A 26,785-nucleotide genomic window follows, 5' to 3' on the forward strand; every position below is an offset into this window, starting at 1 on the left:
CCATCAGCGACAACAGGATCAGCAGCGCGCCCAACCACCGGGAACGACTGACTGCGGACCTCGCCACCAGCATTTCACAAACCACCACCACCAGCGGCATCCAGCCCCCTGATAGATGGCCGATTCCACTGAAGCCTCGATACGCTGCAACGCCATGAACATCAGCCACCAACTGAACAGTGTCAGCACATTGAGCAGCAGCACGCCTCGCCACTCCTCGCGCAGTAGCCGAAACGGGTCATGCCCCCGCAAGGTATGCACCAGGAAAAATACCGCCCAGGCCATCAGGAAGGTAATGAATGTCAGCGCCGCCCCACTGATACGGGTGAACGCCACCATGACCCAGACGGCCGAGAGCGCCGTCGAGATGCAGTAGACCGCCATGCTGACGGCACCGAGTATTCCTGTCTTCATGCCTGCTCCTTGAGAAGAACCTGTTGCTTGCCGCCCGCGGAATTTGATCAAGCGGTTCCCGGCTCCAGCACTTCCACCTGGGTTGGCACGTAGTGCTGCAAGGCTTCGAAGTCGGCGCGGAGCACCTTTGGATCTGCGTTATACAAAGTCAGGATGCCCGCGGTATCGGCCAGGGACCGGGAGTCCACCACCATTCCGGGGGCGACCCTCCAGTCGATGCTGTAAGTACTGGAAATGGGGGGTTCGTTGAGCTGGCTGATCCGACCTTTGCGCAAGGGCAACAAGGCGGACACCACGTTGTTCTTCTCGTTGGGCTTGATGTCATCAAGCGCTGCGGCCCCGGCGACGAGGTAGAGATTGGCGTCGATCAGGTTGATATCGCTGTTTTTCTCGTGGTACGGCACCCCGATACCGCCAGGCACGCGTGCGGCAATTTCCAGGAACACCGGATAACCGCGCTTGCGGTCCACGAAGACCTCGTGGTGCGTCGAACCGTTGCGAAAGTTCAGGGCTGCAATAACATCCCGGTTGAAGGCTTCCAGGGTCGCCTTGAGCGTGGGATCGGCTACGGGAATCACGCTCAAGGGCTTGCCCTGGACAAAGTCGAAGTTGGTGCAGCCCAGTTCCAGGACGCCGCAGTAGCGGATTTGACCGTCAACCACAAACGAATCGCACTGGAACATGTCACCGTCGATGAACTCGTCCACCTCATAATCAAAATGATACGGTGAGGCCAGCACTTGTTCTCGGGCCTTGATGAATTCGGCCTCGTTGCGAATGATCGACACCTCGAAACTGCCCGCTGCGTTCACCGGTTTCAGGACCAGGGGCAAGCCCAATCGCGCCGTCAGCTCGGCGTAGTAAGCCTGCGGCTCAGCCGATAGCCGTACGTGATCCAGGGGCACGAACTCGGGAATGCGTATTCCCTTTTCGCTGACGGCGTGTTTCATCAGCACCTTGTCGCGAAAGTTCGCCACGATCGCCTGTGTATCGCCCTCTAATCCGAACTCCTCGCGCAATTGTGCCGCCAGCTCAACGTGGCACTCTTCCTGGCAGAAAATACGCAATGACGAAGTATTGCCCTGCACGGCTCGCAACTCATCGCTGATGATGCTTCGACATTGGTCATGATCCAGCAACGGGCGAATGTTGCGCTGCAGGTCGGCATCGACGCGTGCAATCTGCGAGACGTTGCGCTCGAGTGTGGGCGGCAGGACATCGGCATGATAGGCGATCAGTACTGTCCGGCATTCTCGACCCAGCGTCCGCAGCGCCTTCTCGGAGGCGAAGTTAAGGTAATGGGGCGTCAGGAAAACGATGGTCTTGATCATGGTAATGCCTCACTGGAAGTCGACGTTCATGCGATAAAGAAGGCGCGCATCGGCGCCCCCTTCACTTTTGGGGATTGGCGGACCTTTATGCAGCGTTGAGAGGTTGTCCCAGATCACGATGTCGCCTGGGCGGTAGGCATGCCGATAGCGCGGCGCGTTCTGGACAAGGAAGTCGACCAGACTGTCGAGAATGCGCTGGGACAGTGCTGGCGTTACCCCTTCTATTTGCATGGCCGTGGCGGCCGGTGCATAAAGCGACGTCGTGGCGGCGATTGGGTGTTTGAACACCAAGGGGTGAACCACGGTGTCTTCCAGTGCGCCAGCCTCCTGGGGATTGAGTTGTTGCATTGCAGCGTCGGCATTGCGCAGTGTGTCGCGATTGCCGAACCGATGGTGAATCCGCAGGTTTTCCAGGTCTAGGCCCTTCAGGTGCTGCGGGCAATCTGGACTATCCAGCCACTGGCGAACTTGATGCAGGCCTGCGACACAATCGATGAATTGAGTCTCACCGTGTTGGTCCGGTACACGTACCGACAGCAGTGACGTGAACACCGTGTTCGCCGATTTGTACGACATGTCGGTGTGCCAATACCCTCCTCCCTCATGCACACCCAAGGCCTGGCCGTCCCGATAGAGATTGGTCACGGTCAGCACTTCCCGATAGTCCTCGAGGCAGTACTTGGCCAACACATGATGCACAGGTGCCCCCAGCCTGCGCATCAACTGCACATAGGGGGCAACGCTGACGTCCTGGTTGGCGATGACCAGCACCTTGGCCCCGGCGATGGTTTGTTTGAGCTCCGCTGGCGACTGCCCGAGCACATCGCCAAGGTCCAGGCGCAGCGGCTGGAACATCCTCACGCCCATGACCGCAGTCCTTCTTGCAGTGATGTTGTGGCACTCATTTCTGCTGCTGCGGGCACCATCGTGTTGATCGATGCATAACCTGAAGCTGCGCCCGCGAAATACAGGCCGGCGACAGGGCTTTTCCCATCCTGGTGGCAGGTAAAGCCGGTTTGCGGGTTGAGCAGTTGTGGCCAGTCGGTAGCGGGGAGTTGTGCGGTGACGCCGATGGCCGACACCAGGCATTGGTCCTTCGCCAACACATCCAAGTGCAACTCATACCCCTCGGATGCCTGGGCAGCGACCAGCCGGCCCGACTCTTGAGCCTTGCGACAAGAAGCCTGGAGCAACGAATTGCCATTGAGCGACGCCGGAAGGTCCAAGACGACCTTGTCGCCGTCCTGGCGAATGCGGCTGTAGGCATGCAGCCAGATATTGGCCCGGCCCGTGCTATTGGCGCTGTTGAGCGGCCCTTGAAAGGAACTGGACGAAGTCTTGGCAATCATTTCCAGCGTGCGCTGGCTCAGGGACCTGAGGGCAAAACGATCATCGGTCTCTTGGGGATACAGCCCCAGGTAGGATTTGATCAGGATGGACACATTGCGGGCGAACGGGGCAAGCAGTAGTGCGATCTGAAACGCACTGTTACCGCTGCCAAAGATGACCACATCCTGCTGCAGGAAACGGAGGCCCTGCCCCCGCGCAACCATTTGATAGATATCAAAGCAGTTCAACCAACGGGCATTGGGCATTTCGAAGGGCGGCGCCTTCGGGCGAATCCCGGTTGCCAGGATAATCTGCCGCGCGCGCAAGGAATGACTCTGGGAGCCCGGGGCCAGGCTCACCTCGAACACCCCCTGCACCTTGCTTACGGTGACCACCCGTTGCTGGATCTTGGCCAGAGGCAAGGCTTCGAAGTTGCTACGGATATAGGCTGCGTATTCCTCACCGGTGGGGCTGACGCACAACTTGCGCATGAATCGATGCAAGGGATAGGGAGCGCCTTCAATCTCCAGCTCATTGCAGTATGACTGCAATGGATGATCTCCCATCATGCCCATGCACCCCCCGAATACATCGCTGATGACCGCGACTTTCAGGCCCAGGTCGATCAGCCGGATACACTCGCTAAGCCCTGCGGGACCGCCGCCTACGACAATGACGTCGAACACTTGCTGCTCCATTTCAAAAATCCTCCAGGCGGGCACAGGCTTGATCAACAATGGGTTTGGCTACCGAGAAAGAAAACCGGACATAGGTGGGGCACTGCCCCAGGTAGAAGGGCGTCGCAGGCAATGGCATGACCCCGCAACGCATGGCCAAGTGTTGACTGAACTCAACCGGAGACAATGAAGGCGCCTGCCGTGAATAGTCGGCCATGATGTAATGGCCGCCCGCCGGTAACCGGATATCCAACCCGGCAGCCATCAGCGCACCTGCCAGGCGATCACGTTTGTGCTTGTAGTGCTCACGCAAGCTATCAAGTCGCCCGACGGTCAATTCATCAAGCAAAACAGCAACGGCGGCCTGTATGGGGGTGGGTTGGCAATAGCTCAGGTACAGGTGGTGGGCGTAGGCTCGCTCCATGAAGGTTGCCTGCGCGCATAACCAGCCGATCCGGACTCCCGTCATGGACAACAACTTTGAAGCGCTGCCCGCCACCATCATGGGAATCTGCTGGTGGGGGTACTGTGCCGGGGCGTCGGTGTCGTACTGATAGTGACGATAGGCTTCGTCGACAATCACCATGAAGTCATGGTTTTTTGCCAACGCCACCAAGTGCTGCCAATCATCCGCGGACATGCACCACCCGGTCGGGTTGTGGGGCGTATTGAGCAGCAATATGCGAACACCGGCACGCAATTGCCGCTCGAACATTGCCCAGTCGGGGCCGATCGACGCCCCCACCGACAACGGTAGTGCAACAAACTCCAACCCCAGCAACGTGGCCATTCCTGGGTAATAGGGATAAAAGGGTTCAAAAAAGGCGACCCTGCTGCCGTATTGCGTGGACGCGGCATACAGGGCCAAGTACAAGGCCTCGGTACAGCCGCTGGTCACCAGCACTTCGCTGTCGGGCGCATAGCCGGCACTGTGGGCCGCAATGCTTTCGCGCAAAATCATTTCGCCGCGAGGGTCGGCATACTGCCAGCCCGACCGCACCTGGCGGGCCAACGCCGCATTCATGGCATTGTCAAACAGGGGTTCAGGAAGTCCTTGCGACAGGTTCAACGCCCCCGAGGATGCTGCATAGGCACTGGCATCCCTGAAGGGCGCCACTCGACCAATCAATGTCAAATCATCCATGACTTCCCGCCCCTTGTATTGATCGGTCAGGCGTGAGTGGCCACTCGGTTGAGTCCTTGCCAGAATCGGGTCAACAGGTTCAGTACATCGCCAGCGCCTTCCAGAATATCGCTGCCGTTGTCAGTGTCTCGAGCGGCCTCCATGACCGCGTCACTGATCCATTGCACATGATCGGTTTCAACCAGCATGTGCAGGTAGAAGTAGGTGAAGTCTTCGTGCTTCCACCCGCTGTACAGGCGGAAACCTTCGTACAGGTTGGCGATCATCGGAAAGCCGAACTCTTCGATAACGTAATGAGCACCAATGGCGTGCTCTGTCGAACCCTCAAGGAAAATCCGACGCAGGCCGTCGACCAACTCGCTGGCTTCGGGAATGTATTCAACCTTCTTCCAGTCATCCAATGTGATGCCGACGCCGGCGAGTACACGCTCAAACATAATGAAGTGCGCCTCGCCTACCCCATCGCCCAGCTCAGACACCACCGTGCGCGCCAACTTCATCCGAATCACTTCGCTGTCGGTGCGGTGCGAGGTACCCGCCAGGATCTGGGGGAACGTACGAATGTAATAAAAGTATTGCTGGAACACTTTCTTCAACGTTGCCTTGGGCAGCGGGGCCTGGCGAAACGTTTTGTAGAACGCATTGGTGTTGATCCCCGAAGCCGTGATCATTCCTTTAATCGAATGGATGATTTGCTCACCCGTCAGACAGCCTTGTTCCATTTGCTGAGCCGGCATAGATTTCCCCAAATACGATAAGGTAGCTTGGACGGCAGTGACGAAATGTCGCTGCGCGTTTCAGATAGTAAACAAGCGACTCATGCAAACAAATTAATAGTTTCAATCGGCTATGCTTCAAACAATAGATTTATTTTGAAACATGAAAAACTCATTATTATTTTTGATTAAAATCATAGGCTTAATTTCATAGAAAATTTTAACGCACAAAAATAGAGCATTATTTATTTTTTGCACCGACTTGATGCGCGCCAGCCGCTAAGCTGAAATTAAATTACCCTGATCTGGAAGTCTTCTATAGTGAACAACCAACCCATTGACATCGCCCTGACCATCAAAGCCGAGCGAACCGCCCGTGAATGGTCCATCGGCGAGCTCGCCCAGCTCTCCGGCGTATCAAAGGCTATGATCAGCAAAATTGAAAACGCACAGGTCAGCCCTACCTCAACGATCCTGGGCCGGTTGTCAGGTGCGTTCGGTTTACCCCTCTCCACCCTGCTGCATCGGGCCGAGGGGCGCTCGGGACTTCTTTCAAGGGCGGCGGAGCAACCGCGCTGGGTAGACCCGGAAACCGGCTATGCGCGCCAGCAAGTCTCACCCCGGGAGGGCTGGCCACTGGAACTCATCAGTGTGCAACTGCCCCCGGGCGTGCGCATCAGCTATCCCGCCACGGCTTACGCGTTCCTTCATCAGCAGGTGTGGGCCACGCAAGGTACGCTGACGTTTACCAAGGGCACCACCACCTACCTTCTGGAACAAGGCGACTGCTTGCAATTGGGACTGCCTGAAGAAGCCTGCACGTTCGAAAACGCCACGCCGCAAGTCTGTGAATACGTCATAGCCTTGATTCGCAAGTAGCAACAGCCCCATCGGTAACCGCCTGCAACAAAGGCTAGCCGACGGCACGTCAATCATGCCGACCTGCAAGCAGGTATCGCGCGCCCGGAATAGCCGTCCGAGGTAGGCACCGCCAACTGACATCAAACTGTCATCACTTCTTCGCCGAAATGCCACGATTGCTGGCTACTGTCCTCGCCAATGAGATCGATCTCAAGCGAGTGACAATGACTGATTTGAAAGAAGTGGCACGTCTGGCAGGGGTTTCGCGAGCTACCGCTGCCCGCACCTTCGCCTCCCCTGAAGTGGTGCGTCCGGCTACCCGCGAGCAGGTGTTCGCCGCCGCACGGCAGCTGGGTTTCCGGCCCAATCGTCTTGGTCGTCAGTTGCGCCTGCAAGTGACCAAGCTGATCGGTGTGGTGGTCCCCAACCTGCTCAATCCCGTGTTCGCCGAACAATTCCAAGCCATGGAGCGCGCTGCGCGTTTGCGCGGCTACAACCTGCTCCTGGCGACGACCGACTACAGCAGCGAGCGCGAAAGCGTGGTGGTCGAGGAGTTGTTGCGCCAGCGGGTCGATGGCCTGGTCCTCACGGTCACCGACGCCGAGAGCAACCGCGTGTTGCAAAGCCTGGACAGCGAGGACACGCCTTTTGTGCTGGCTTATCACCAGCCGGGCAATCCGCACTACAGCGCCGTGTCGGTGGACAACCGCGCCGGCATGGCTCTGGCCACTCGTTATCTGCTGGAAGCCGGGCATTGGCGCATTGGCATGGTTGCCGGCCCGGCCCTGCAATCGGACCGCGCTCGCCTGCGTTACGCCGGTTATTGCGACGCCATGCGCGAGGCCGGCCTCGACAGCCTGCCGGTGATTGAAATGCCGGCCCATACCCAGGCGGACTTCGCCGCCATCGCGCCCTTCCTGCAAGGTCCGCAGGCCCTCAGCGCACTGGTTTGCTCCAACGATCTGTTGGCCATCAGCCTGATCGCACAACTGCGTCGCAACGACTGGCACGTGCCCCAACAGCTCTCGGTCATGGGATTCGATGGCATCGCCCTCGGCACTCAAATGCACCCGACATTGTGCAGCGTGGTTCAGCCCATCGAGGCCTTGGCCTGCACCGTAATCGATCAATTGCTGGCGCAGATTGCCGGCGCCACACCGGTTACCCATTGCCTGCCCTGCCATATCCGGCCGGGCGAAAGTACTCAATCCTACAAGGAGACACTTGATGATTCGCTTGCGTAAAACCCTGGCGACGTTGCTGCTATGCGGCGCTGCCAGCCTGGCCCAGGCCGCCGAAACGGCGATTTGCTACAACTGCCCACCGGAATGGGCCGACTGGGGCACACAGCTCAAGGCCATTGCCGATACCACTGGCGTGCAGGTCCCGCTGGACAACAAGAACTCCGGGCAGGCACTGGCGCAACTGGTCGCCGAACAGGCCGCGCCTGTAGCGGACGTGGTGTATTACGGCGTGACCTTCGGTTTGCAGGCGCAAAAAGCCGGGGTGGTCGGCACTTATCAACCCAAGGGCTGGGAACAGATTCCGGCAGGCTTGAAAGATCCGCAGGGACACTGGTTCGCCATTCACTCCGGCACCCTGGGCATCATGGTCAACGTCGATGCCTTGGGCGGCTTGCCTGTGCCGCAAAGCTGGGGCGATCTGCTCAAGCCTGAGTACAAAGGCATGGTCGGCTACCTTGATCCATCCAGCGCGTTCGTCGGTTACGTTTCCGCGGTAGCGATCAACCAGGCCATGGGCGGTAGCCTCAATGACTTCACGCCGGCGATCGATTACTTCCAGAAACTGGCGAAAAACTCACCCATCGTGCCCAAGCAGACCGCTTACGCACGGGTGTTGTCCGGGGAGTTGCCGATTCTGGTGGATTACGACTTCAACGCCTATCGGGCACGTTACAAGGACAAGGCCAACGTTGCTTTCGTGATCCCCAAGGAAGGCAGCATCAGCGTGCCTTACGTCATGAGCATCGTCGGCAACGCGCCGCATCGGGCCAATGCCGAGAAGGTCCTGGACTTCGTCCTGTCCGACCAGGGCCAGGCGCTCTGGGCCAAGGCCTACCTGCGACCGGTGCGGGCGATGAAGATGCCTGCCGACATCGCTGCGCAGTTTCTGCCAGACAGCGATTACGCCCGGGCCGGCGTGGTCGACTACCAGCAGATGGCGGCGGCACAGGAAGCCTTTTCTGCACGTTATCTGAAAGAGGTCAAGTAAGTGACCGCCTCGGTAATAAAAGCCCGGGGAGTCCCTTCGGGCCAGGCCACAGCGCCGCGTTTGCGGCTGACCGCGGCCTGGGCCCTGGCGCCTGCGGCTGCGGTGCTGTTCGCGTTCTGGTTGTTGCCACTGGCGCATCTGATCGTGCTGGGCGGGCAAAATCGCGACGGCGGCGAAAGCGGCTATTGGCAGGTACTGAGCAGTGCGCAATACCTGGGCAGTCTGGTACAGACCTGCCTGCTGGCCTTGGCGACGACCCTGGCGGCGCTCTTGGTGGGGGGCATCAGTGGTTTTTTTCTCAGCCGCCAACGCTTCTTCGGCCGCTCGCTGCTGGTCGCCTTGTTAACGTTTCCGTTGGCATTCCCCGGCGTGGTGGTCGGCTTCCTGGTGATTCTGCTGGCCGGGCGCCAAGGCTTGTTCGCCAGCCTTGGCCTCGAGCTGGCGGGTGAACGCTGGATCTTCGCTTACTCGCTGATGGGGTTGTGCCTCGGTTATCTGTACTTCTCGATTCCACGGGTGATCCTCACGGTGATGGCTGCTTGTGAAAGCCTCGATCGCAGCCTGGAAGAAGCTGCTCATTCCCTGGGCGCCGGCCACTGGCGAGTGGTTTGCGATGTCATCGTCCCCGGTCTGGCACCGGCACTGGTCTCGTGCGGGGCGATCTGCTTTGCGACCTCCATGGGCGCGTTCGGTACGGCCTTCACCCTCGGCACCCGCCTGAATGTGACCCCGGTGGCGATCTACAACGTGTTCACCAACTACGCCAATTTCGCCGTGGCCGCTGCGCTGTCGGTGGTGTTGGGGGCGCTGACGTGGGCAGTACTGCTACTGGCCCGACGGCTGGCAAAAAACTCGAGGACCGTCTTGTGAAGCGCTCAACGCTGTTTATCGGCCAGTTGGTGTTTACCCTGCTGGTCTGCGCGTTCATGTTGGTGCCCGTGCTGATGTCACTGCTGGCCGGGCTCACGCGCAATTATTTCCAGGGCGTCTCCAGTGGCCTGACGTTCGATTGGCTGGTGCAAGTCTGGCAGGCCTATTCGCCGACAGTCTGGCTATCCCTGCAACTGGCCGTGGCCTGTGCGCTGTGCGTCTGCGTGGTGGGTGTTCCGGCGGCTTACGCGTTGGTGCGGATGAACAACCGCTTCAGCCGTGCGTTCGAGGAACTGATGGTGCTGCCGGTGGCGATGCCTGGCCTGGCCAGCGCCCTGGCGTTGCTGCTCACCTATGGGCAATTCGGTGGGTTTCGCAGCAGTTGGCTGTTCATCCTCGTCGGCCATGTGCTGTTCACCTTGCCGTTCCTGGTGCGCCCGGTAATGGCGGTGATGCAACGTCAGCAACTGCCTGTCCTGGAAGAAGCCGCCGCCAGCCTTGGCGCCGGGCCGCTACGACGATTCTTCAGTGTGGTGGTACCCAACTGCCGGGCGGGGATCCTCGCTGGGGTCCTGATGGTCGTCACGCTGTCGTTGGGCGAGTTCAACCTGACCTGGATGCTCCACACCCCAATGACCAAAACATTGCCGGTAGGCCTGGCTGACAGCTATGCCTCAGCCAGGCTGGAAGTCGCCAGTGCCTACACCCTCATATTCCTGCTGATGATCGTGCCGCTGCTGATTGCGCTGCAGGCCATCAGCGCGCGCCTTTCCCGTGGAGAAAAACGATGACCGGAACCACCATTCGCCTGGCAGGTTGCCGCAAGGCGTTCTCCGACGGCACCGTTGCCGTCCATGACCTGGACCTGACCATCAATGCCGGAGAAACCCTGGCGATCCTCGGCCCGTCCGGTTGCGGTAAAACCACGACCTTGCGCCTGATCGCCGGCCTTGAGCGTCCGGATGCGGGGCAGGTGTTTTTTGGCGACACCGACGTCACCCGCCTGCCCATCGAACGACGCGACGTGGGCATGGTGTTCCAGAACTATGCGTTGTTTCCCAACCTGGATGTGGCCGGCAACATCGTTTATGGCTTGAAGATTCGCGGCATGGCGCCGGCTGAACGGAACAGGCGCTGCTCGGAGTTGCTGGAACTGGTGGGCCTTCAGGACCATGGCAAGCGCAGCATCCACGAGCTGTCCGGCGGTCAACGCCAGCGGGTCGCCCTCGCCCGCGCCCTGGCGCCCAAGCCTCGGGTATTGCTGCTTGACGAACCGTTGGCGGCGCTGGATGCGCAGTTGCGCGAACGCTTGCGCAGCGAGTTGGATCAGTTGCTACGCCATCTGGGCATTACGGCGGTGTTCGTCACCCACGACCAGGGCGAAGCCATGGCCCTGGGCAATCGGATTCTGGTCATGGAACACGGCCGCGTCGCACAGTTGGCCAGCCCAAGGGACATCTACCAACAACCGGCCAACACGTTCGTCGCCAGTTTTGTCGGCAACCTCAACGCTTTTCCAGTGCTCGCCCACACGCCCCTGGGCTTGAAAGTCAGTGGCGGAGAGTTGCCGTGGCGCGGTGGCGGACTGCCTGCCACCGTCTACTGCCGGCCCGAACATTTGCGGGTGATGGACAACGAGGGGCATCTGCGCGGGCGCCTGGTAGGCCAGTTTTTCCAAGGGGCCCAAAGCCGCCTGTTGGTGGACGTCGGCGCCGCCCAGCCATTGCTGGTGGACAGCACCGACAACGTCATCCACGCCACCGGCGCCCTGATTGCCTTGGCCGTCGAGCCGCAAGTGCTGTTCACCCTGTCATCGTGATCTTCGTGTTTTCAGAGGGCTTATTTTGAATCATCCGTTTCTCATTGCGCAGATCAGTGACCTGCATCTCAAGGCCGGGGAAAAACTGACCTATGGCGTCGTTGATACCCTCGCCGCGTTGCGTCGTGCCGTCGATCATTTGAATACCCAGGTGCCGCGCCCCGACATCGTAGTAATCAGTGGCGACCTGGTCGACTTCGGTCGCCCTGATGAATACGCCGTATTGCACCCCGAACTGGCGCGCCTGCACATGCCTTGCTACCTGGTGCCTGGCAACCACGACAACCGCGAACATTTGCGGGCGGCATTTGCCGATCACGCCTACTTGCCAAGTTTGGCTGGAGCCCCCTTGGATTGGGTCGTCGAGGAGCATCCGCTGCGCCTGATTGGCCTGGACAGCACCATTCCCGGCGGTCATGGCGGTCAGTTACTGGATAGCCAATTGCGCTGGCTCGATGAACAGTTGGCCCGTCGTCCCGAGGTGCCAACGCTGCTGGTCCTGCACCATCCGCCGTTTATCAGCGGCATCGGCCACATGGACCGCGAGCCGTTCATCAACGCCTCGGCACTGGAACAGGTCATCGCCCGCCATCCACAGGTAGAGCGTTTGCTCTGCGGGCATTTGCATCGGCCGATGCAGCGGCGCTTCGGCGGTAGCCTGAGTTGCGTGTGCCCCGGCACCTCACATCAAATCGTCCTGGATCTACAGCCAAGCGCGCCCGCGCATTTCAACCTGGAACCACCCGGATACCTGCTGCATCACTGGCATGACCAGGGTTTGGTGACCCATAACGGTGTGTTTGGCCAGTATCCCGGGCCGTATCCGTTCTATGACGCTCATGGATTGATCGACTGACAACCCCAGGGACTTTTACTGATGCCGTTCTTTGGAGATTTATCCCCTACCCCACTCAATGCACTGAAGTTTTTCCAACGAGTTATTTAACGCCTCGGCCAATCATCTGATCGGTCGAGCGCTTCCTGCTGTCTTTTCAACATGCCCGGAACAGAGATTCCGCGGTGGAGTTCGCCCTGATGAAAGTCCTATTTAACGTACTGAGTGTTTTAACGGGTGGTATGACGCTTGTCCTCAGCCCATTGGCGTCGGCTGATTTTATCAGCGACAGCAAGGCCAACTTGAACTTGCGCAACTTCTACTTCAATAACGATAACCGTGACGGAGCCGCCGCGCCTTCGAAGACCGAAGAATGGGGCCAGGCCTTCATGCTCAATTATCAGTCGGGGTTTACCGACGGCACCGTCGGGTTCGGCCTGGATGCCATGGGGCTGCTGGGCCTGAAGCTCGACAGTGGCGCCGGCCGTCATGTCGGTGGCTCGATGTTTCCCAACGATGGCGACAAGGCGGCGGACCAATGGGCTCGTCTCGGTGCCACGGCCAAGATGCGTGTCTCCAAGACCGAGCTGCGGTACGGCACCTTGCAACCGAAGTTGCCGATCCTGGTCTCCAACGATGGTCGCCTGCTGCCGCAAACCTTCGAGGGCGGGCAAGTCACCAGCAATGAAATCGACAACCTGACGTTCACCGCTGGCCAGTTGGAACACGCCACAGGGCGTGCGTCCAGCGACAGCGCCGGCCTGGCCGTTGCGGGCGGCACCCAGGAAAGCAATAAATTCACCTTTGCCGGTGGCGATTACAAACTGACCAAGGATCTGACCGCGCAGTATTACTACGCCAATCTTGAAGACTACTATCAACAGCACTTCGCCGGTTTGCTGCATGTATTACCGTTGGGTGAATACGGTTCGTTGAAAACCGACCTGCGTTACTTCAAAACCACGTCCGATGGCAAGAACAGCAGCGCTGCCGGTCGCGCCAGTGGTTACAAACTCGGCGGTTATACCAAGGATGGCAACGGCGAGATCGACAACGACACCTGGAGCGCGGCGTTCATTTATTCGTTGGGTGGCCATGCCATTACCGCGGGTTATCAGCGTGTTTCCGAAGACAGCAACTTTACGCAACTGAACCAGGGCGGCCTGGTGGGCAAAGGCGAAGGCGGCGCAAGTCTTTACCTCTACACCGACCGCACCATCCAGACGTTCATCCAGGCCGGTGAGCGCACGGCATTCGCGCAATATGCCTATGACTTCGCAGCGCTTGGCGTTCCGGGTTTGAAGGCCTCGGTGATGTACCTCAAGGGCGACAACATCCAGACCGCCAGCGGCCGGGACGCCAGTGAATGGGAACGTGATATCTCCCTGGACTATGTGATCCAGAGCGGCACGTTGAAGAACGTCGGTTTCGGCTGGCGCAACGGGATGTCGCGAAGCGATATCGCCCGCGACCAGGATCAAAATCGCCTGTTTGTGAGCTACAGCATTCCGTTGATGTAACCGTGCAGGAGGAAGGAGCCGGAAGCACTCCCACCGCGGCTCCTTTCCTCCCGCCTTCAAGGCATGCCCATTGCCCTGGCGCCGGGCCTACCGCGCTGTTGCACTGACACAGCAGCGTTGCCTTCCCGGGCACATTGATTCGCAGGATCGGGCAAGCATCAGCCCGGATCGTGCAACCCTCCGCAAATATTCCTTCCTATAGTTGATCAGAGCCAAACCATCTGGAGCTGGTCCCCCTATGAGCGCCCTGAACATAAACGGCCGTGAATACACGGTCGACGTCGACCCTGGCACCCCTATTCTCTGGACCCTGCGCGACACGCTGGGCATGACCGGCACCAAGTTCGGCTGCGGCGCGGCGCTTTGTGGTGCCTGCACCGTGCACCTGGATGGCCAGGCCATTCGTTCCTGCGTGACGCCCATCGCCGCCGCCGAAGGCAAGAAGATCACCACCATCGAAGCGGCAACCGATGGCAGCGACCCGGTTGGCAGTGCCGTGCACGAGGCGTGGGTCAAACACGACGTGGCGCAATGCGGCTACTGCCAGAGTGGCCAGATCATGAGCGCAACGGCTTTCCTCAAGGCCCAGCCCAAGGGCAAGCAGCCCACGGCGGCCGAGATCGACTCGGCCATGGCCGGCAACATCTGTCGCTGTGGCACCTACGCCCGAATCCGCGCCGCGGTGGCTGATGCCGCCAAAGCCCTTGCCTGATCGGAGCCGACCATGTTGAACGAGATTTTCCCCGACGAGTTGCCCCGCGCCTTGCAGCACACGCTGGAGCGCGATCAGGCCGACGGCCCCGCTACGCTGCCCCGCCGCAGTTTTCTCAAGATTGTCGGCATCGGTGGTCTGGCGCTCGGCGCTTTTCCCCACTTGGCCCTGGCGCAGGAGACCAACGGCGCAGTCCCAACGCCGCTCAACCCGACTCAGCAGCCCTCCGCATTTGTGCAGATCGCCCCTGACGGCGTGGTAACGGTGACCATCAACCGCCTGGAGTTCGGCCAGGGTGTGCAGACCGCCCTGCCCATGATTCTCGCCGAAGAACTGGATGCCGACTGGAGCCTGGTGCGCAGTCGCAACGGTAACAGCGACGCCGCCTATATGGACCCGGCCTTTGGCATACACCTGACTGGCGGCTCCAACTCGATCAAGAACAGCTATACCCAATACCGCGAACTGGGCGCCCGCGCTCGCGCCATGCTGCTTGCGGCGGCAGCCGCGCGTTGGAACGTCGATGTCGCGAGCCTGAGCACCCAAGCCGGCATGGTGCTCGGCCCCGCCGGGCGTAAAGCGAGCTATGGCGAGCTGGCCGAGGCCGCGATGGCCCTGCCCGTACCGGAAACGATCACGCTCAAGGATCCCAAGGATTTCCGAATCATCGGCCAGGCCACCACGCGCATCGATGCGAAAGCCAAGAGCAGTGGCCAGCAGGAATTTGGCATCGACATGCATCTGCCGGGGCAGCTCACAGCCGTGGTGGCACGTCCGCCAGTGTTCGGCGCCAGGATTGCCTCTTTGGATGACAGTGCGGCACGGGCAACCAAAGGGGTGAAAGCTGTGTTTCGCGTGCCGCTGGACCGAGGTGCTGAAGGCGTTGCTGTGGTGGCGGACGGTTATTGGCAGGCGAAACTGGCGCGTGATGCGCTGAAGCTGGAATGGGACTTGGCCAGCGTCGAGAAAGTGGACAGTGAAAAGCAACGGGGTCCAATACCGGGAGCTGGCCGCTCAACCCGGCCCACGACAATTCGACGCTGACATGACACCGCTTGCCAGCGCGCCGCATCAGTTGGAAGCCGAGTTTGTGTTCCCTTACCTCGCCCACGCGCCCATGGAGCCGTTGAACTGCACCGTGCAACTCGCGCAGGGGCGCGCCCAGTTGTGGGTCGGCACCCAGTTTCCTGGCGGCGATGGCGCGGCAGCTGCACGGGTCCTGAATCTGCAACCCGAACAAGTCCAGGTCAATGTGCAGACGGCGGGCGGAGGTTTCGGCCGGCGTGGCGTGCCCACCAACGATTTTGTCGTGCTGGCTTGCGAGGTGGCCAAGGCCGCGCACGCCGCCGGGCTTGATGCTCCTATCCGCACACTCTGGAGCCGTGAGGACGATATCAAGGGTGGCTACTATCGCCCCATGCACCTGCACCGCGCGCGCATCGGTTTTGACGACAGCGGTAAGGTGCTGGCCTGGGACCATGTCTTGGTCGGGCAATCCATCGTCAGTGGCACGCTGTTCGAGGGGATGGTGAAGAACGGGATCGATGCCACCGCAACAGAGGGAATGCGTAATCCTTATCCGCTGCCGATGCGCCTGACAGTCCACCACCCCAAACTCAACGTCCCCGTATTGTGGTGGCGCAGCGTCGGTTCCACCCATACGGCATTCGTGATGGAAACACTGATCGACGAGATCGCCCGCACCACCAAACAGGACCCGGTGGCGTACCGGATGAAGCTGTTTGGCGACCAGAGCCCACGGCATCGCGAAGCGCTGCAATTGGCCGTGGACAAGAGTGGGTATGGCAAGCGCCAGCTGGCGGCGGGCCGTGCCTGGGGCGTGGCGGTCCACGAATCGTTCAGTTCGGTGGTGGCGTACGTCGTCGAAGCCTCGGTGCAGGATGGTCGTCCGGTGCTGCACCAGGTGACCGCCGGCGTGCACTGCAATCTGGTCGTCAACCCACGCAGCGTTGAAGCCCAGGTACAAGGCGCTGCGCTGATGGGCTTGTCGATGTGCCTGCCAGGTGGCGCCGTCACCCTGAAGGACGGCGTCGTGCAGCAGAGCAATTTTGCCGACTTCAGCGTGCCGCGCATTACCGACATGCCGGAATTCGCCGTCCACATCGTGCCCAGCGCCGAACCACCCACGGGGATGGGTGAGCCCGGTTTGCCAGCGTTGGCTCCGGCGTTTGCCAATGCCGTGGCGAGCCTGACGGGTAAGCCGTTGCGTGAGTTGCCGTTCAAGTTGACGTGACAGAAACATGAGGCCGTCTGGCAGTTGCGCTGCCAGACGTGCCTCCCTGTTACAAGCGAATCCGCTTGATATCCCGCTGCGGTGGCTCTCCGAACAGGCGGCTGTACTCGCGGCTGAACTGCGAAGCACTTTCATAGCCAACCTGCCCGCCTGCGCTGCTCGCGTCGACATTCTGGGTCAACATCAAATGCCGAGCGGCTTGTAGCCTTAACTGTTTCTGGTATTGCAGCGGACTCATTCCGGTCACGGTGCGAAAGTGCTGGCGAAAGGTAGAAGGACTCATGTGCGCCTGTGCCGCCAGATCGTCCATGCGCAGCGTCAGGCGAAAATTGAGTTTCAACCAGGCGAGGGTCTTGGCGATGTGTTGGCTGGGTGAGCCTGCGGCGATGACATGCAGCAATTGCGGAGCATGGGCACCGCTTAACAGACGAGCGATGATCTCTTCCTTGATCAGCGGGGCCACAGTCTCAAGCAGTGGCGGCTCCTTCAACAGCTCGACCAGACGCTTCAGGGCATCCAGCACACCGGCATCCAAAGCCTGCACGGTAATGGGTTTGAACGCGTCGTCTCTCATGCGTTGCGACAGCCGCATGCGCTCGGCCACTTGCATCACCGTGGTGCTTTCGAATCTCAGCATCATGCCCAGGAAAGGCTCGGCGACGCTGGCCTGGCAGATATGTGAAATGACTGGCAGATCTACGCTGGTCACCATGGACTGACCGGGTGAATAGGTCAGGATGTCCTCCCCCACCATGGCTTGCTTACGGCCTTGCAAGGTGACGCCGATACCCAGGCCGTAGATGCAGTGCATGGGCGCAGTGATCGCTTTGCGCCGATGCAGGCTCAAGCCGGGTATGGCGGTGATCTGGTCGCCGTCGCTGGGCAGCCGTTGACTGACCGAATCGGCCAGACGTTCTATGTCGCTGAGGGTTTTGGCGCTTGTAAAAATCGGTTGGCACATTCGACTCCTGGAAACATCAGGCCTGGACGGCTCACAGCGAACGAGGTTCGCTCTGACCGCAAGTCCGCCCACGGTGGAGTATGCTGGGCCGGTGGTTCGGCTCGCTTGCCTGATCAGCGCAATTTCTTGCACGATTCAACGAGCCATCAGAGCCAGAAGACCCTGACATCCAAGTATAACAAGATGTTTCAGAAAATAAGGATGCCCAAAGCGATGACTTCGCCTGGCACCTAAAGTCTATGGAAGATGTAGCGGGCGGACGGTTGATCGTCCAACGCTACCCCTGCCTGGCCCAGTTGTTCGCGCAAAACTGGCGTGTCGACCCGGACTTTCCAATCCGCACGGGCCGGAGCCACTGACCCGCCGTCGTAACGGCTGATCGCCTCGAACAGCTGCGTTCGGTCTGGGAGGTACACCGCCAACGCGTCGCCCTTCCACGCCGCGACATTCATTCCCAGGGCTTCACATACCTGGATTTTCGCCTGGGCATCGTCTCTATCGGCCTGGCGTGAGCGTTCGATCTGATCGGCCAGGATCGGATCGACGACCCGGTCCGTGAAGAGAATATCCCCCGCCTCCCAGACTTCGGGAGGGCAAATCTTATCGGCCGGGCGCAGGGTAATGAACGGATTAATTTCCATCGGGTAAATTCGACAGACCAGGGGGCGCTCTTCATAGATGCCGCAACGGCCGTCGTCGCCCAGGTTCTGACATTGCGTCAGGGCATTGCCGGCCAATACCGCAACGACTCGAATCTGCGCATTGCCGCTGGTTACCTCCACGGCCCGCTGGGCGCTGTGGGTGAATTGCCCAGGCGCAGAAGCCCAAGTCGTTTCATCAAACGCCTCCAGTATGACCGCCACTTCATGCCCTCGTTGGAGCCACTGCCGTGCCTCGTTCAGCGTCAGTGGAATCAGGCGGCCCTTGCAGCAAATCCCGCAACCGTTGCAGGCAAATCGGATAGCGCTGTTTTCCATACCAAGCTCTCACACACATGTTTTCAACCGACCATCGATGTGCCCTCGAGCGGATACATCGGTGGCAGAGCCCCAGGGGCGCGAAAGTATGTGGAGCGAGAAACGGATTCGTTTGCCGGATTCGCCGGCATGTTTGCCCGATTCAAGGTGAATTCCGCTAACCGGCCCTTGAAACGAAACTCTGTTGTGGCGAGGGAGGTTGCTTGCGCCGGCCACTCCTCACCACGGATTTCACGTCCCTAAGTAAGCACTATTGCTCTTATGACCAGTTTTTACAGGCCCCGCCATCACTTCGCCGCAGCAGCGGTTTCAATCAGCCGGGCGACCGGCTCCGGATTGGAAACCATCACCACATGGGAAGCCCCCTTGACCACTTTCACGACCTTGGCCTCGGCACGCTTGGCCATGAAGGCCATGGTCTGGGGCGGGATGTTCTTGTCCTTGTCGCCGTAGATGTACCAGGACGGAATGTGCTTCCAGGCCGGGGTCCCGGCCTGTTCGTTCAACGCCGCCTCAGTGACCGGACGCTGTGTCGCCGCCATCAATGCCGCCTGCCCGGCGGGAACATCAGCGGCGAACTGGTCGCGGAACTTGTCCTGTTGGATGTACAGATCCTTTCCGTCGTCAGCCAGTGCGACAGGTGGAGCAAGGGTTGGCCCCAGGGTGCTTCCGGGGAATTTGCCGGCGAGCCCGGCGACGGTTTCGCCCGCCTCGGGGGCGAACGCGCTGACGTAGACCAGTGCCTTGACGTTGGCATGGTCGTTGGCCGCTTCGCTGATGACGTTGCCGCCGTAGGAATGGCCGACCAGCACAACGGGAGATTGGATGCTGCTCAGCAAGGCGGAAACTGCAGCACCATCGCTTTTCACGCTGCGCAACGGGTTGGCTGCGGCGACAACGGTATAGCCATCTTTCTCGAGGATCTTCACCACGCCATTCCAGCTTGAAGCGTCGGCAAAAGCGCCGTGTACGAGGACGACCGTGGGTTTTTCAGTTTGTGCGAACGCGTTGGCCGCGATGAACAGGCCGGCGCTGCACGCCAGTGCGGTCATGACTTTTTTCATTGGAAACTCCTTGGGTGACAGGGCTATTGGGCGAATCGGGTGAAGACGAAGTCGTGGTTCTGCACGCGCGCCTGATGGCAGGCGAAGCACGTCTGGTGCTGTGCCTCATCGGCGGGTTTGCCATTGATAAAGCGGCCAAAGCCCCAGCCGCCGGTGGCGGCATATTTGCTGGAGTCCTTGACCATGACCTGCACGGTGGTCGCCGCGCCGGGGATCGAAGCCGGCTCGAACTCCGGCGACTGGACGTGTTTCCAGGCCAGCTTGACCAGCACCGCGCCGTCCGGGAACGGCAGTGTTGAATCCTGATAAGCCTTGATCGCCAGGTCATTGCCCAATACCGCTCTCAGCTCGTTCAGGGGTTCCGCCTCCTGGGCCGGGGCTATCAGCGCCCATTGGCGATACCCATCAGGAAGCTTTACGCCATAGATCGGTGACGCCTCGCCGCTGCCGGCGTCGCCCAAGGCGATGCCGGTCGCGGTCAGTGCAGCCACTGCAATGACAGCGGAGACCGCCAGTTGCTTGAGTTTCATCGTTGTTCTCCCCTGGGCGCTATTGGAGGTGATCGGCGTCGATCACGGCCTGGGCGAACGCTTGCGGAGCCTCTTGCGGCAGGTTGTGGCCGACACCGCCGTCGATCAGACGATGCTCATATTGGCCGGTGAAGCGCTTGGCATAGGCCTCGGCCGGTGGATGCGGTGCGCCGTTGGCGTCGCCCTCGAGGGTGATGGTCGGCACACTGATGGACGGAAAGGTCGCGAGTTTCTTCTCCAGCTTGTCGTACTTGGCCTCGCCCTTCACCAGGCCCAGGCGCCAGCGATAGTTGAAGATTGAGACGGCGACGTGATCGGGGTTCTGCAAAGCGGCGGCGCTTCGGTCATACGTCGCGTCATCGAAATTCCACTTCGGCGACGCCAGTTTCCAGATCAGCTTGGCGAAGTCGTGGGTGTTTTTTTCGTAGCCCAGACGGCCACGCTCGGTGGCGAAGTAGAACTGGTACCACCACTGCAACTCGGCGGCCGGCGGCAGCGGCGTCTTGCCGGCTTCCTGGCTGCCGATCAGGTAGCCACTCACCGCCACCAGGGCTTTGACCCGCTCCGGCCACAGGGCCGCGACGATGTCGGCGGTGCGGGCGCCCCAGTCGTAACCGCCGAGCACGGCCTGCTTGATCTTCAGCGCGTCCATGAAGTCGATCAGATCGCTTGCCAGCGCAGAAGGCTGGCCGTTGCGCAGGGTCTTGGCCGACAGGAAACGCGTATCGCCATAACCGCGGGCATAGGGAATCAACACGCGATAGCCCTTCTCGGCCAGTGCCGGCGCAACGTCGGCGTAGCTGTGAATGTCATAGGGCCAACCATGCAGCAGGATGACCACCGGCCCATCGGCAGGACCGACCTCGGCATAGGAAACGTCCAGCAGGCCAGCCTTGACGTGCTTGAGCGGGCCGAACGAGGTGTGACTGCCCGGCGTGATGGAGGCGATGGTGCTGGCAGGTACATCCGCGGCGCTCGCCTGGGACGAGGCCAGTCCCAAGGCGCCCAGTTGCATCATGGCGAACATCAGGATAGATGGGCCGAACAGGCGCCGAGGCCGCGCGGCGGATGTGTGGTTCAACAGAGTCGTGTCCATGGTGAATCTCCTTTGCGAACGGCGGGTGAGCGGCTCCCGTTCGGAACCGCTTGGAGAGGTTTATCGAGCAGTCTGGGCAAGCGTGTTTTTTGCAGCCGTGCGCAACGGCCGGAAGGCTTCGCGCAGTTCCTCACTGAACAATTGAGGCTGCTCCCAGGCCGCGAAATGGCCGCCCTTGCTGACTTCGCTGTAGTAGGACAGCGATGGATAGGCGCGCTGGGCCCAGGTTTTCGGGGCTCGATAGATCTCATGGGGGAACACGGTGATGGCCACCGGGACTTTGATGTCCGCCGTCTTTTGCGCCGCCGCACTGAAATTATTGTTGTTGTTCTCCCAGTAGAAACGGGAGGACGACGCACCGGTGTCCGTCAGCCAGTAAAGGCTGATGTCATCGAGCATTTCATCGCGGCTCAGCACGCGTTCCGGTTTGCCGTCGCTGTCGGTCCAGGCGGCGAATTTTTCGTACATCCACGCGGCTGTGCCGGAGGGCGAATCGGCCAGCAGGTAGCCGATGGTCTGCGGCCGAGTCACCATCATTGCGCCGTAGGCGGCATTGCGGCCGAAGAATGTACTCAGCGAGTTGTAGGCGCTGCGTTCCGGATCGCTCAGCCCGGCCGGTGCCGGATCGCCGCTGTTGATCGGTTTCACCAGCTCCGGTGGGACGGTCGCCGGCATATTCAAGTGGATACCCAGTAAACCGGGAGGCGCCAGGCGGCCCAGTGCATCGGAGATCACCGAACCATGATCGCCACCCTGGGACACGTAGTGGGTGTAGCCCAGGCGCTTCATCAACACGTCCCAAGCCTTGGCCACACGGTCGGGCCCCCAGCCCAATTCGGTCGGTTTCCCGGAAAAGCCATGACCGGGAATAGAAGGGATCACAACGTCGAACGAGTCTTCGGCACGCCCGCCGTACGCGGTCGGATCGGTCAGTGGGCCGATAGTCTTGAGAAACTCGAACTGTGAACCCGGCCAACCATGGGTAAGGATCAGCGGCATGGCGTTGGGGTTGCGCGAGCGTACATGAATGAACTGAATGTCGAGCCCATCGATGGTGGTGATAAACTCGGGCAAGGCATTGAGCTTGGCCTCGGCTTTGCGCCAGTCGTAACCGCTGCCCCAGTACTTCACCAGCTCTTGCACTTGGGCCAGTTGCACACCTTGAGACACATCACTGACGGTTTCTTTATCCGGCCACCGCGCATCGACAATGCGTTTGCGCAGATCAGCCAACTTCGCTTCATCAACGTGAACGCGATACGGACGAATGGCCTCCGATTGAGCTGGTACCGTACTGGAGGATGGGTTGTCGACCACCGCAGTGGCCGCCCATGCACCATTGCTTCCAGCCAGCAGTGCGAGACCGAGCACACTGCCGATGGCGGATGAAGCCAGGCAACGCTGCCAGGCGGAAGAGGACGAAGCTGCGGGCATGATGAATCTCCTTGAGTAAATGGCCGACAGGCCTGGCGATCGTTGCCGGGACAAATCACTGGCGATGGCACGCCGTCCCGCGCGTTGGCCGCTACCGCGCCAAGGGCTAGGCGTGGCATACGCTGGGCGATGCTGGGGGTTGCGGCTCATGACACTGTCTCCAACGTCGAATGATCCGAGACGGCGGGGGCGGTCTCGATGGGTTCATTTGACGCCGGTGAGGTATCCCGGATATGTCACGGACGGGCCTGAAAGAAACAGTCCGTATCGACAGGGGGGCTGGATACAAAGAGATACATTTGTGCGGGAAAAGCTCGGTCTGCCGAGCAGACCGAGCGGTGAGATGCGATCATGGTTCACATCAATGTTGCCTCATCCACCGCTATCGCGAGCAGGCTCGCTCCCACAGGGATTTGTGGTGAGCGCTGGATTTTCGACCCGAGAACCAGTGTGAAAGCCGAGCTCGACTCAGGCCGCCCCGCCCTTGCCGTGAAACGCCTGCCCCAACACCGCCAAGCGCTCCGCCAACGGCGGCAAGCACTGACTGCTGCGAGTCAGGATGCCAATGTTGTCCGCATTGCGCTCAGCCACGGCCTGCACGCTTTGCAGGCGCTGGTTGATGCCCATCGATGCCTTGGATTGTTCCTGGGTGGTGCTGGCGATCAGGTCGTTGAAATGGTTGATCACGGCAATGTCTTCGACGACGGCGTGCAACAGTTGCGAAGCCAGTTGGCTGGCGGACACGCAGCGCTCCACCCCGTCGCGGCTGTCTTGCATCGCGACGGCGGCCTGGCGGCTGCCTTGCTGCAGTTTGGCGATGATCTGCTGGATCTCGGTGGTAGACGCCGAGGTCTTTTGTGATAGGGTGCGGACCTCGTCGGCCACCACCGCGAACCCACGGCCCTGTTCGCCAGCCCGGGCCGCCTCAATGGCGGCGTTGAGGGCCAGCAGGTTGGTCTGCTCGGCAATGCCGTTGATCACATCCAGCACCTGACCGATCTGCTGTGCCTGCTCGGCCAAGACCTGCACGGTTTCGTTGGTCAGGTTGATACGCCCTGCCAGCTCGACAATCTCTTCTCGGGTCTGGTCAACCGTGCTGCGCCCGAGGGTGACCTGCTCGTTGGCCTGGCCGGCACGCTGCAGGGTCTGGTCGACATGGCCGGCAATGTTTTCCATGGCTTGGACCAGATGGCCGATCGCACCGCTCATCTGTGCCACTTCATCCAGTTGGTGACGGGCACCGGTTTCCAGGGTCTGGCCAACCTGGGACAGGTCCTGGCCCAGGTCCGAAAGGTTGCGGGTGTCGCGTACCACGCCGTCCACCAGTTGAGTGACCTGCTGGAGGAAATGATCGAAACGCTCACTCGAAGAGACCTTGACGCCATCGCTGTGCTGCCTGCCGGTGTCGTTGCTCAACTGCGCGGCCGCCGCCAGCACCTTGTCGAGTACCTCCTGGTTTTCCGTGGCGTCGGCCAGGCTTTGGTTCGCCAGGTAAATCAGGATCACGCTTTCCACCACCACGTAGAACGCGTGGAGAAAGACCATCGACCAGCCACCGTGGCTACCCATGACGAACACTGGATAACCCTGGTGTTGAAGCCAGTGAAACCCCAGGTGATGAACCGCGATGGTGGCGGCGGCGACGACAATCGGCAGCCAGTCACGGTAAAACGTCAGCACGGCCAGCAGCACAAAGATCCCGAAGTGGAATTCGATCACGCCGTGGGTCTGGTTGATGTGCAGTGCCGCCATGACCATCAGCGCGACCGCGATGACACAGCGCATGGCCCGGGTGCCGGCCAAAACGCGATAAAGCGCGGTGCTCGCCACGCAGGTGGTCGCCCCCACCAGTAGCGCCTGGGTGAACGTCGAATGCAGGAATGCCAGGCTCAGGGAATACAGCAGCGTGAGCCAAAGCAGCCCCAGCATGATGCGGTCGGCTTTACGGTGGTGATCGTGAAAGCGCACGGGCGAAGTCATGGGGGTCGTCCTTTTCAAAGACTTGTAGGTCCGTTACCAAAATGGCGTAAACGGCTTAGCGGCGTGTCGAGTGAGAACTTTAACTGATTATCATCAATTAGTAGCACTACGCCACTAAGCTTTTCTCGGCGGTCTTTGCTTTATGATGTTCGCCATCTCATGACTGACTGATGGAACCCCCATGACTTTCGATTTCGACACCGTATTGGAGCGCCACGGCACCGGCAGTACCAAATGGAGCCGCTACCCGGCCGATGTGTTGCCAATGTGGGTGGCCGACATGGACTTCCCCGCCCCGCCGGTGGTCATCGACGCGCTGCACAAGCGCCTCGAACATCCGATGCTGGGCTACAGCGTCGCCCAGGACAATCTGCGTGCGGCCATCGTCGCCGATCTTTGGGACAAATACGCGTGGCGCGTCGAGCCCCAGCAGATCGTGTTCCTGCCCGGTGTCGAGCCGGGTTTCAACATGGCGCTGCATGCCCTCGTGGAGCCCCAGCAGAATGTCGTGGTGCAAGTGCCCAACTACCCGCCGCTGCGTCACGCCCCCGATCATTGGCAGTTGAATAAAGTGGAGTTGCCGTTCACCCCGGTCAACGGTGAGTTCCATACGCCGTTGGCGGCATTGCGCGAGGCGTTGCAGGGTGGCGGCGCGCTGTTGCTGAGCAATCCCCACAACCCGCTGGGCAAAGTGTTCGAGCGCGAAGAACTCAAGGCCGTGGCCGACATTTGCCTGGCGCAGGACGCCTGGATCATCTCCGATGAAATCCACGCCGAACTGTGCTTCGACGGCCGCGTGCACATTCCGACCGCCTCCCTCAGCCCGGAGATTGCCGAGCGCACCATCACGTTGATGTCGGCCAGCAAGGCCTACAACATCGCTGGGCTGAAAACATCGTTCGCCATTATCCAGAACGCCAAGCTGCGCGAGCGGGTCAACAGTGCCCGGGCCGGCATGGTCGACAGCGTCAATGCCCTGGGCCTGGAAGCGACCCGTGCGGCCTATAGCGAAGCAGGTCCGTGGCTCGAGGCCTTGAAGGCGTACCTGCAAGCCAACCGCGATTACCTGGTAGAGGCGGTGAACACTCGCCTGCCGGGCGTCACCATGACTGTGCCCCAAGGCACTTACCTGGCCTGGTTGGATTGCTCCGGATTGGGGCTGGATGACCCTCAAGGGTTCTTCTTGAAAGAAGCCAAGGTCGGGCTGAGCGCCGGGCTGGATTTTGCTGACGATGCCGGGCAGTTCGTGCGCCTGAACTTCGGCTGCCCGCGGGCATTGCTGGAGGAAGGCATCGCACGGATGGAGCGCAGCCTGAAAGCCAGGGGCTGATCCAGCAGGCGAAGCAATCCCTTGTGGCGAGGGAGCTTGCTCCCGCTGGGGCGCGGAGCGGCCCCTAACTAGCAGAGCACCCAGTATTGGTGAAATCTGAGGGCTGCTCCGCAGCCCAGCGGGAGCAAGCTCCCTCGCCACACAAGTGCCCTTGCCACAAGGGTTTATGCGTTATTCATGCATATCCGGCGCATAGACAAAACACAGCTTGTTCCCCTCCGGATCACGGCAATACGCCCCGAAATAACCTTCGCAATACTGCGGCCTCGGACCGGGTGGGCCTTCGTCAGTACCGCCCATCGCCATCGCCTGCTCCCAGGCGGCGCGGACGGTTTGTGGGGAGTCGGCGGCGAAGCTTACTTGCATGCCATTGCCCCAGGTCGCGGGCAGCCCGTTGAAAGGCAACTGGACAAAAACCTGCGGCCAATACTTGCCGGGCTGACGCCAACCCTCCCCCGGCGGGCCCGAATCGTTTTCGCCCTCGATACGCTCCAGCCCCAGGCAGCCGAGGACGGCGTCATAAAAAGCGACCATCTTCGGCAGGTCGCGCGCGCCGATCTGTATATGGCTGAACATTATCCTGCTCCTTTCGACACCGGTACTGACGTTGGAGAATACCGGCTCGCCCATATTCGCCACAGCCGACGATTCACCGACGAAACGACTTGCCGTGACGCTCATCGACTGGCAGGGCAATCC

Annotated in this window: 24 protein-coding genes and 1 pseudogene; 11 read left to right on the plus strand and 14 right to left on the minus strand. The window is 60.4% G+C overall.

The genetic code is table 11. The features are described 5' to 3' along the window. Positions 1-18: 18 nt before the first annotated feature. Genes PSH84_RS19265 through PSH84_RS19290 form a run of 6 tightly spaced genes read right to left on the minus strand, consistent with a single transcriptional unit; the run spans position 19 to position 5,566 of the window. A complete protein-coding gene (locus tag PSH84_RS19265; RefSeq protein ID WP_305481596.1) occupies positions 19-414 on the minus strand; it encodes an EamA family transporter in 396 nt (131 codons plus the stop codon). 47 nt (positions 415-461) lie between these two features. Further along, entirely contained in the window at positions 462-1,745 is a 1,284-nt protein-coding gene (locus PSH84_RS19270) for an ATP-grasp domain-containing protein (RefSeq protein ID WP_122564844.1), read from the minus strand. A gap of 9 nt (positions 1,746-1,754) precedes the next feature. Then, positions 1,755-2,612: a TauD/TfdA dioxygenase family protein gene (locus PSH84_RS19275; RefSeq protein ID WP_305467047.1), complete on the minus strand. Its 858-nt coding sequence runs from the start codon at positions 2,610-2,612 to the stop codon at positions 1,755-1,757. Further along, a complete protein-coding gene (locus PSH84_RS19280; RefSeq protein WP_305481597.1) occupies positions 2,603-3,772 on the minus strand; it encodes an FAD-dependent oxidoreductase in 1,170 nt (389 codons plus the stop codon). The genes PSH84_RS19275 and PSH84_RS19280 overlap by 10 nt, the downstream gene beginning before the upstream one ends. Position 3,773: 1 nt before the next feature. Further along, entirely contained in the window at positions 3,774-4,895 is a 1,122-nt protein-coding gene (locus PSH84_RS19285) for a pyridoxal phosphate-dependent aminotransferase (RefSeq protein WP_122564847.1), read from the minus strand. A 26-nt stretch (positions 4,896-4,921) separates the two neighbouring features. After that, the gene (locus tag PSH84_RS19290; RefSeq protein WP_240998397.1) at positions 4,922-5,566 is read right to left on the minus strand and encodes an iron-containing redox enzyme family protein; all 645 of its coding nucleotides are present in this window, start codon (positions 5,564-5,566) and stop codon (positions 4,922-4,924) included. A gap of 366 nt (positions 5,567-5,932) precedes the next feature. Here PSH84_RS19290 and PSH84_RS19295 point away from each other — a divergent pair, with 366 nt between their 5' ends. The 10 genes and pseudogenes from PSH84_RS19295 to PSH84_RS28810 all read left to right on the plus strand — a co-directional run bounded on the left by PSH84_RS19295 (position 5,933) and on the right by PSH84_RS28810 (position 16,714). Beyond that, the gene (locus tag PSH84_RS19295; RefSeq protein WP_122566886.1) at positions 5,933-6,490 is read left to right on the plus strand and encodes a helix-turn-helix domain-containing protein; all 558 of its coding nucleotides are present in this window, start codon (positions 5,933-5,935) and stop codon (positions 6,488-6,490) included. Between the two features lie 206 nt (positions 6,491-6,696). Further along, positions 6,697-7,716 carry a LacI family DNA-binding transcriptional regulator gene (locus tag PSH84_RS19300; protein ID WP_122566887.1) on the plus strand — a complete coding sequence of 340 codons (1,020 nt, stop codon included), beginning with the start codon at positions 6,697-6,699 and terminating at the stop codon, positions 7,714-7,716. Continuing rightward, the gene (locus PSH84_RS19305) at positions 7,700-8,704 is read left to right on the plus strand and encodes an ABC transporter substrate-binding protein (protein ID WP_122566888.1); all 1,005 of its coding nucleotides are present in this window, start codon (positions 7,700-7,702) and stop codon (positions 8,702-8,704) included. Before PSH84_RS19300 ends, PSH84_RS19305 begins: the two co-directional genes overlap by 17 nt. A 15-nt stretch (positions 8,705-8,719) precedes the next feature. Beyond that, positions 8,720-9,574: an ABC transporter permease gene (locus tag PSH84_RS19310; protein ID WP_305483185.1), complete on the plus strand. Its 855-nt coding sequence runs from the start codon at positions 8,720-8,722 to the stop codon at positions 9,572-9,574. Next, positions 9,571-10,365: an ABC transporter permease gene (locus tag PSH84_RS19315; RefSeq protein ID WP_122566889.1), complete on the plus strand. Its 795-nt coding sequence runs from the start codon at positions 9,571-9,573 to the stop codon at positions 10,363-10,365. The genes PSH84_RS19310 and PSH84_RS19315 overlap by 4 nt, the downstream gene beginning before the upstream one ends. Next, positions 10,362-11,393, plus strand: a complete 1,032-nt coding sequence (locus PSH84_RS19320; RefSeq protein ID WP_305467051.1) for an ABC transporter ATP-binding protein — start codon at positions 10,362-10,364, stop codon at positions 11,391-11,393. Before PSH84_RS19315 ends, PSH84_RS19320 begins: the two co-directional genes overlap by 4 nt. A gap of 25 nt (positions 11,394-11,418) precedes the next feature. Further along, complete coding sequence (locus tag PSH84_RS19325) at positions 11,419-12,249, plus strand: phosphodiesterase (RefSeq protein WP_122566891.1); 831 nt, start codon at positions 11,419-11,421, stop codon at positions 12,247-12,249. A gap of 179 nt (positions 12,250-12,428) precedes the next feature. Next, positions 12,429-13,748: an OprD family porin gene (locus PSH84_RS19330; protein WP_305481598.1), complete on the plus strand. Its 1,320-nt coding sequence runs from the start codon at positions 12,429-12,431 to the stop codon at positions 13,746-13,748. Positions 13,749-13,986: 238 nt separating this feature from the next. Then, positions 13,987-14,460, plus strand: coding sequence for a (2Fe-2S)-binding protein (locus tag PSH84_RS19335; protein WP_122566892.1), 474 nt, complete (start codon positions 13,987-13,989; stop codon positions 14,458-14,460). A gap of 12 nt (positions 14,461-14,472) precedes the next feature. Then, positions 14,473-16,714: pseudogene (locus PSH84_RS28810) on the plus strand (xanthine dehydrogenase family protein molybdopterin-binding subunit). Positions 16,715-16,763: 49 nt separating this feature from the next. Here PSH84_RS28810 and PSH84_RS19350 read toward each other — a convergent pair. The 7 genes from PSH84_RS19350 to PSH84_RS19380 form a co-directional block, all read right to left on the minus strand. Further along, a complete protein-coding gene (locus tag PSH84_RS19350; protein WP_305481601.1) occupies positions 16,764-17,675 on the minus strand; it encodes an AraC family transcriptional regulator in 912 nt (303 codons plus the stop codon). A gap of 230 nt (positions 17,676-17,905) precedes the next feature. After that, entirely contained in the window at positions 17,906-18,652 is a 747-nt protein-coding gene (locus tag PSH84_RS19355) for a YkgJ family cysteine cluster protein (RefSeq protein WP_305481602.1), read from the minus strand. Positions 18,653-18,939: 287 nt separating this feature from the next. Next, complete coding sequence (locus tag PSH84_RS19360; RefSeq protein ID WP_122566896.1) at positions 18,940-19,716, minus strand: alpha/beta fold hydrolase; 777 nt, start codon at positions 19,714-19,716, stop codon at positions 18,940-18,942. A gap of 23 nt (positions 19,717-19,739) precedes the next feature. Continuing rightward, on the minus strand, positions 19,740-20,246 hold the full coding sequence (locus tag PSH84_RS19365) for a cytochrome P460 family protein (protein ID WP_305467056.1): 507 nt from the start codon (positions 20,244-20,246) through the stop codon (positions 19,740-19,742). Positions 20,247-20,265: 19 nt separating this feature from the next. Continuing rightward, positions 20,266-21,342, minus strand: a complete 1,077-nt coding sequence (locus PSH84_RS19370) for an alpha/beta fold hydrolase (protein WP_122566898.1) — start codon at positions 21,340-21,342, stop codon at positions 20,266-20,268. Between the two features lie 60 nt (positions 21,343-21,402). Beyond that, the gene (locus PSH84_RS19375) at positions 21,403-22,776 is read right to left on the minus strand and encodes an epoxide hydrolase family protein (RefSeq protein ID WP_305467058.1); all 1,374 of its coding nucleotides are present in this window, start codon (positions 22,774-22,776) and stop codon (positions 21,403-21,405) included. Between the two features lie 468 nt (positions 22,777-23,244). Further along, positions 23,245-24,756, minus strand: coding sequence for a methyl-accepting chemotaxis protein (locus PSH84_RS19380; protein ID WP_122566900.1), 1,512 nt, complete (start codon positions 24,754-24,756; stop codon positions 23,245-23,247). A 181-nt stretch (positions 24,757-24,937) separates the two neighbouring features. On the opposite strand from PSH84_RS19380, the gene PSH84_RS19385 reads away from it, so the two are divergent. Next, the gene (locus tag PSH84_RS19385) at positions 24,938-26,086 is read left to right on the plus strand and encodes a MalY/PatB family protein (RefSeq protein WP_305467059.1); all 1,149 of its coding nucleotides are present in this window, start codon (positions 24,938-24,940) and stop codon (positions 26,084-26,086) included. A gap of 171 nt (positions 26,087-26,257) precedes the next feature. On the opposite strand, the gene PSH84_RS19390 is transcribed toward PSH84_RS19385, so the two are convergent. After that, positions 26,258-26,662 (minus strand): VOC family protein, encoded by a 405-nt coding sequence (locus PSH84_RS19390; RefSeq protein WP_122566902.1) that lies wholly within the window; start codon positions 26,660-26,662, stop codon positions 26,258-26,260. Positions 26,663-26,785: the final 123 nt, after the last annotated feature.

The organism is Pseudomonas beijingensis, from assembly GCF_030687295.1.
Taxonomy (GTDB): Bacteria; Pseudomonadota; Gammaproteobacteria; order Pseudomonadales; family Pseudomonadaceae; genus Aquipseudomonas; species Aquipseudomonas beijingensis.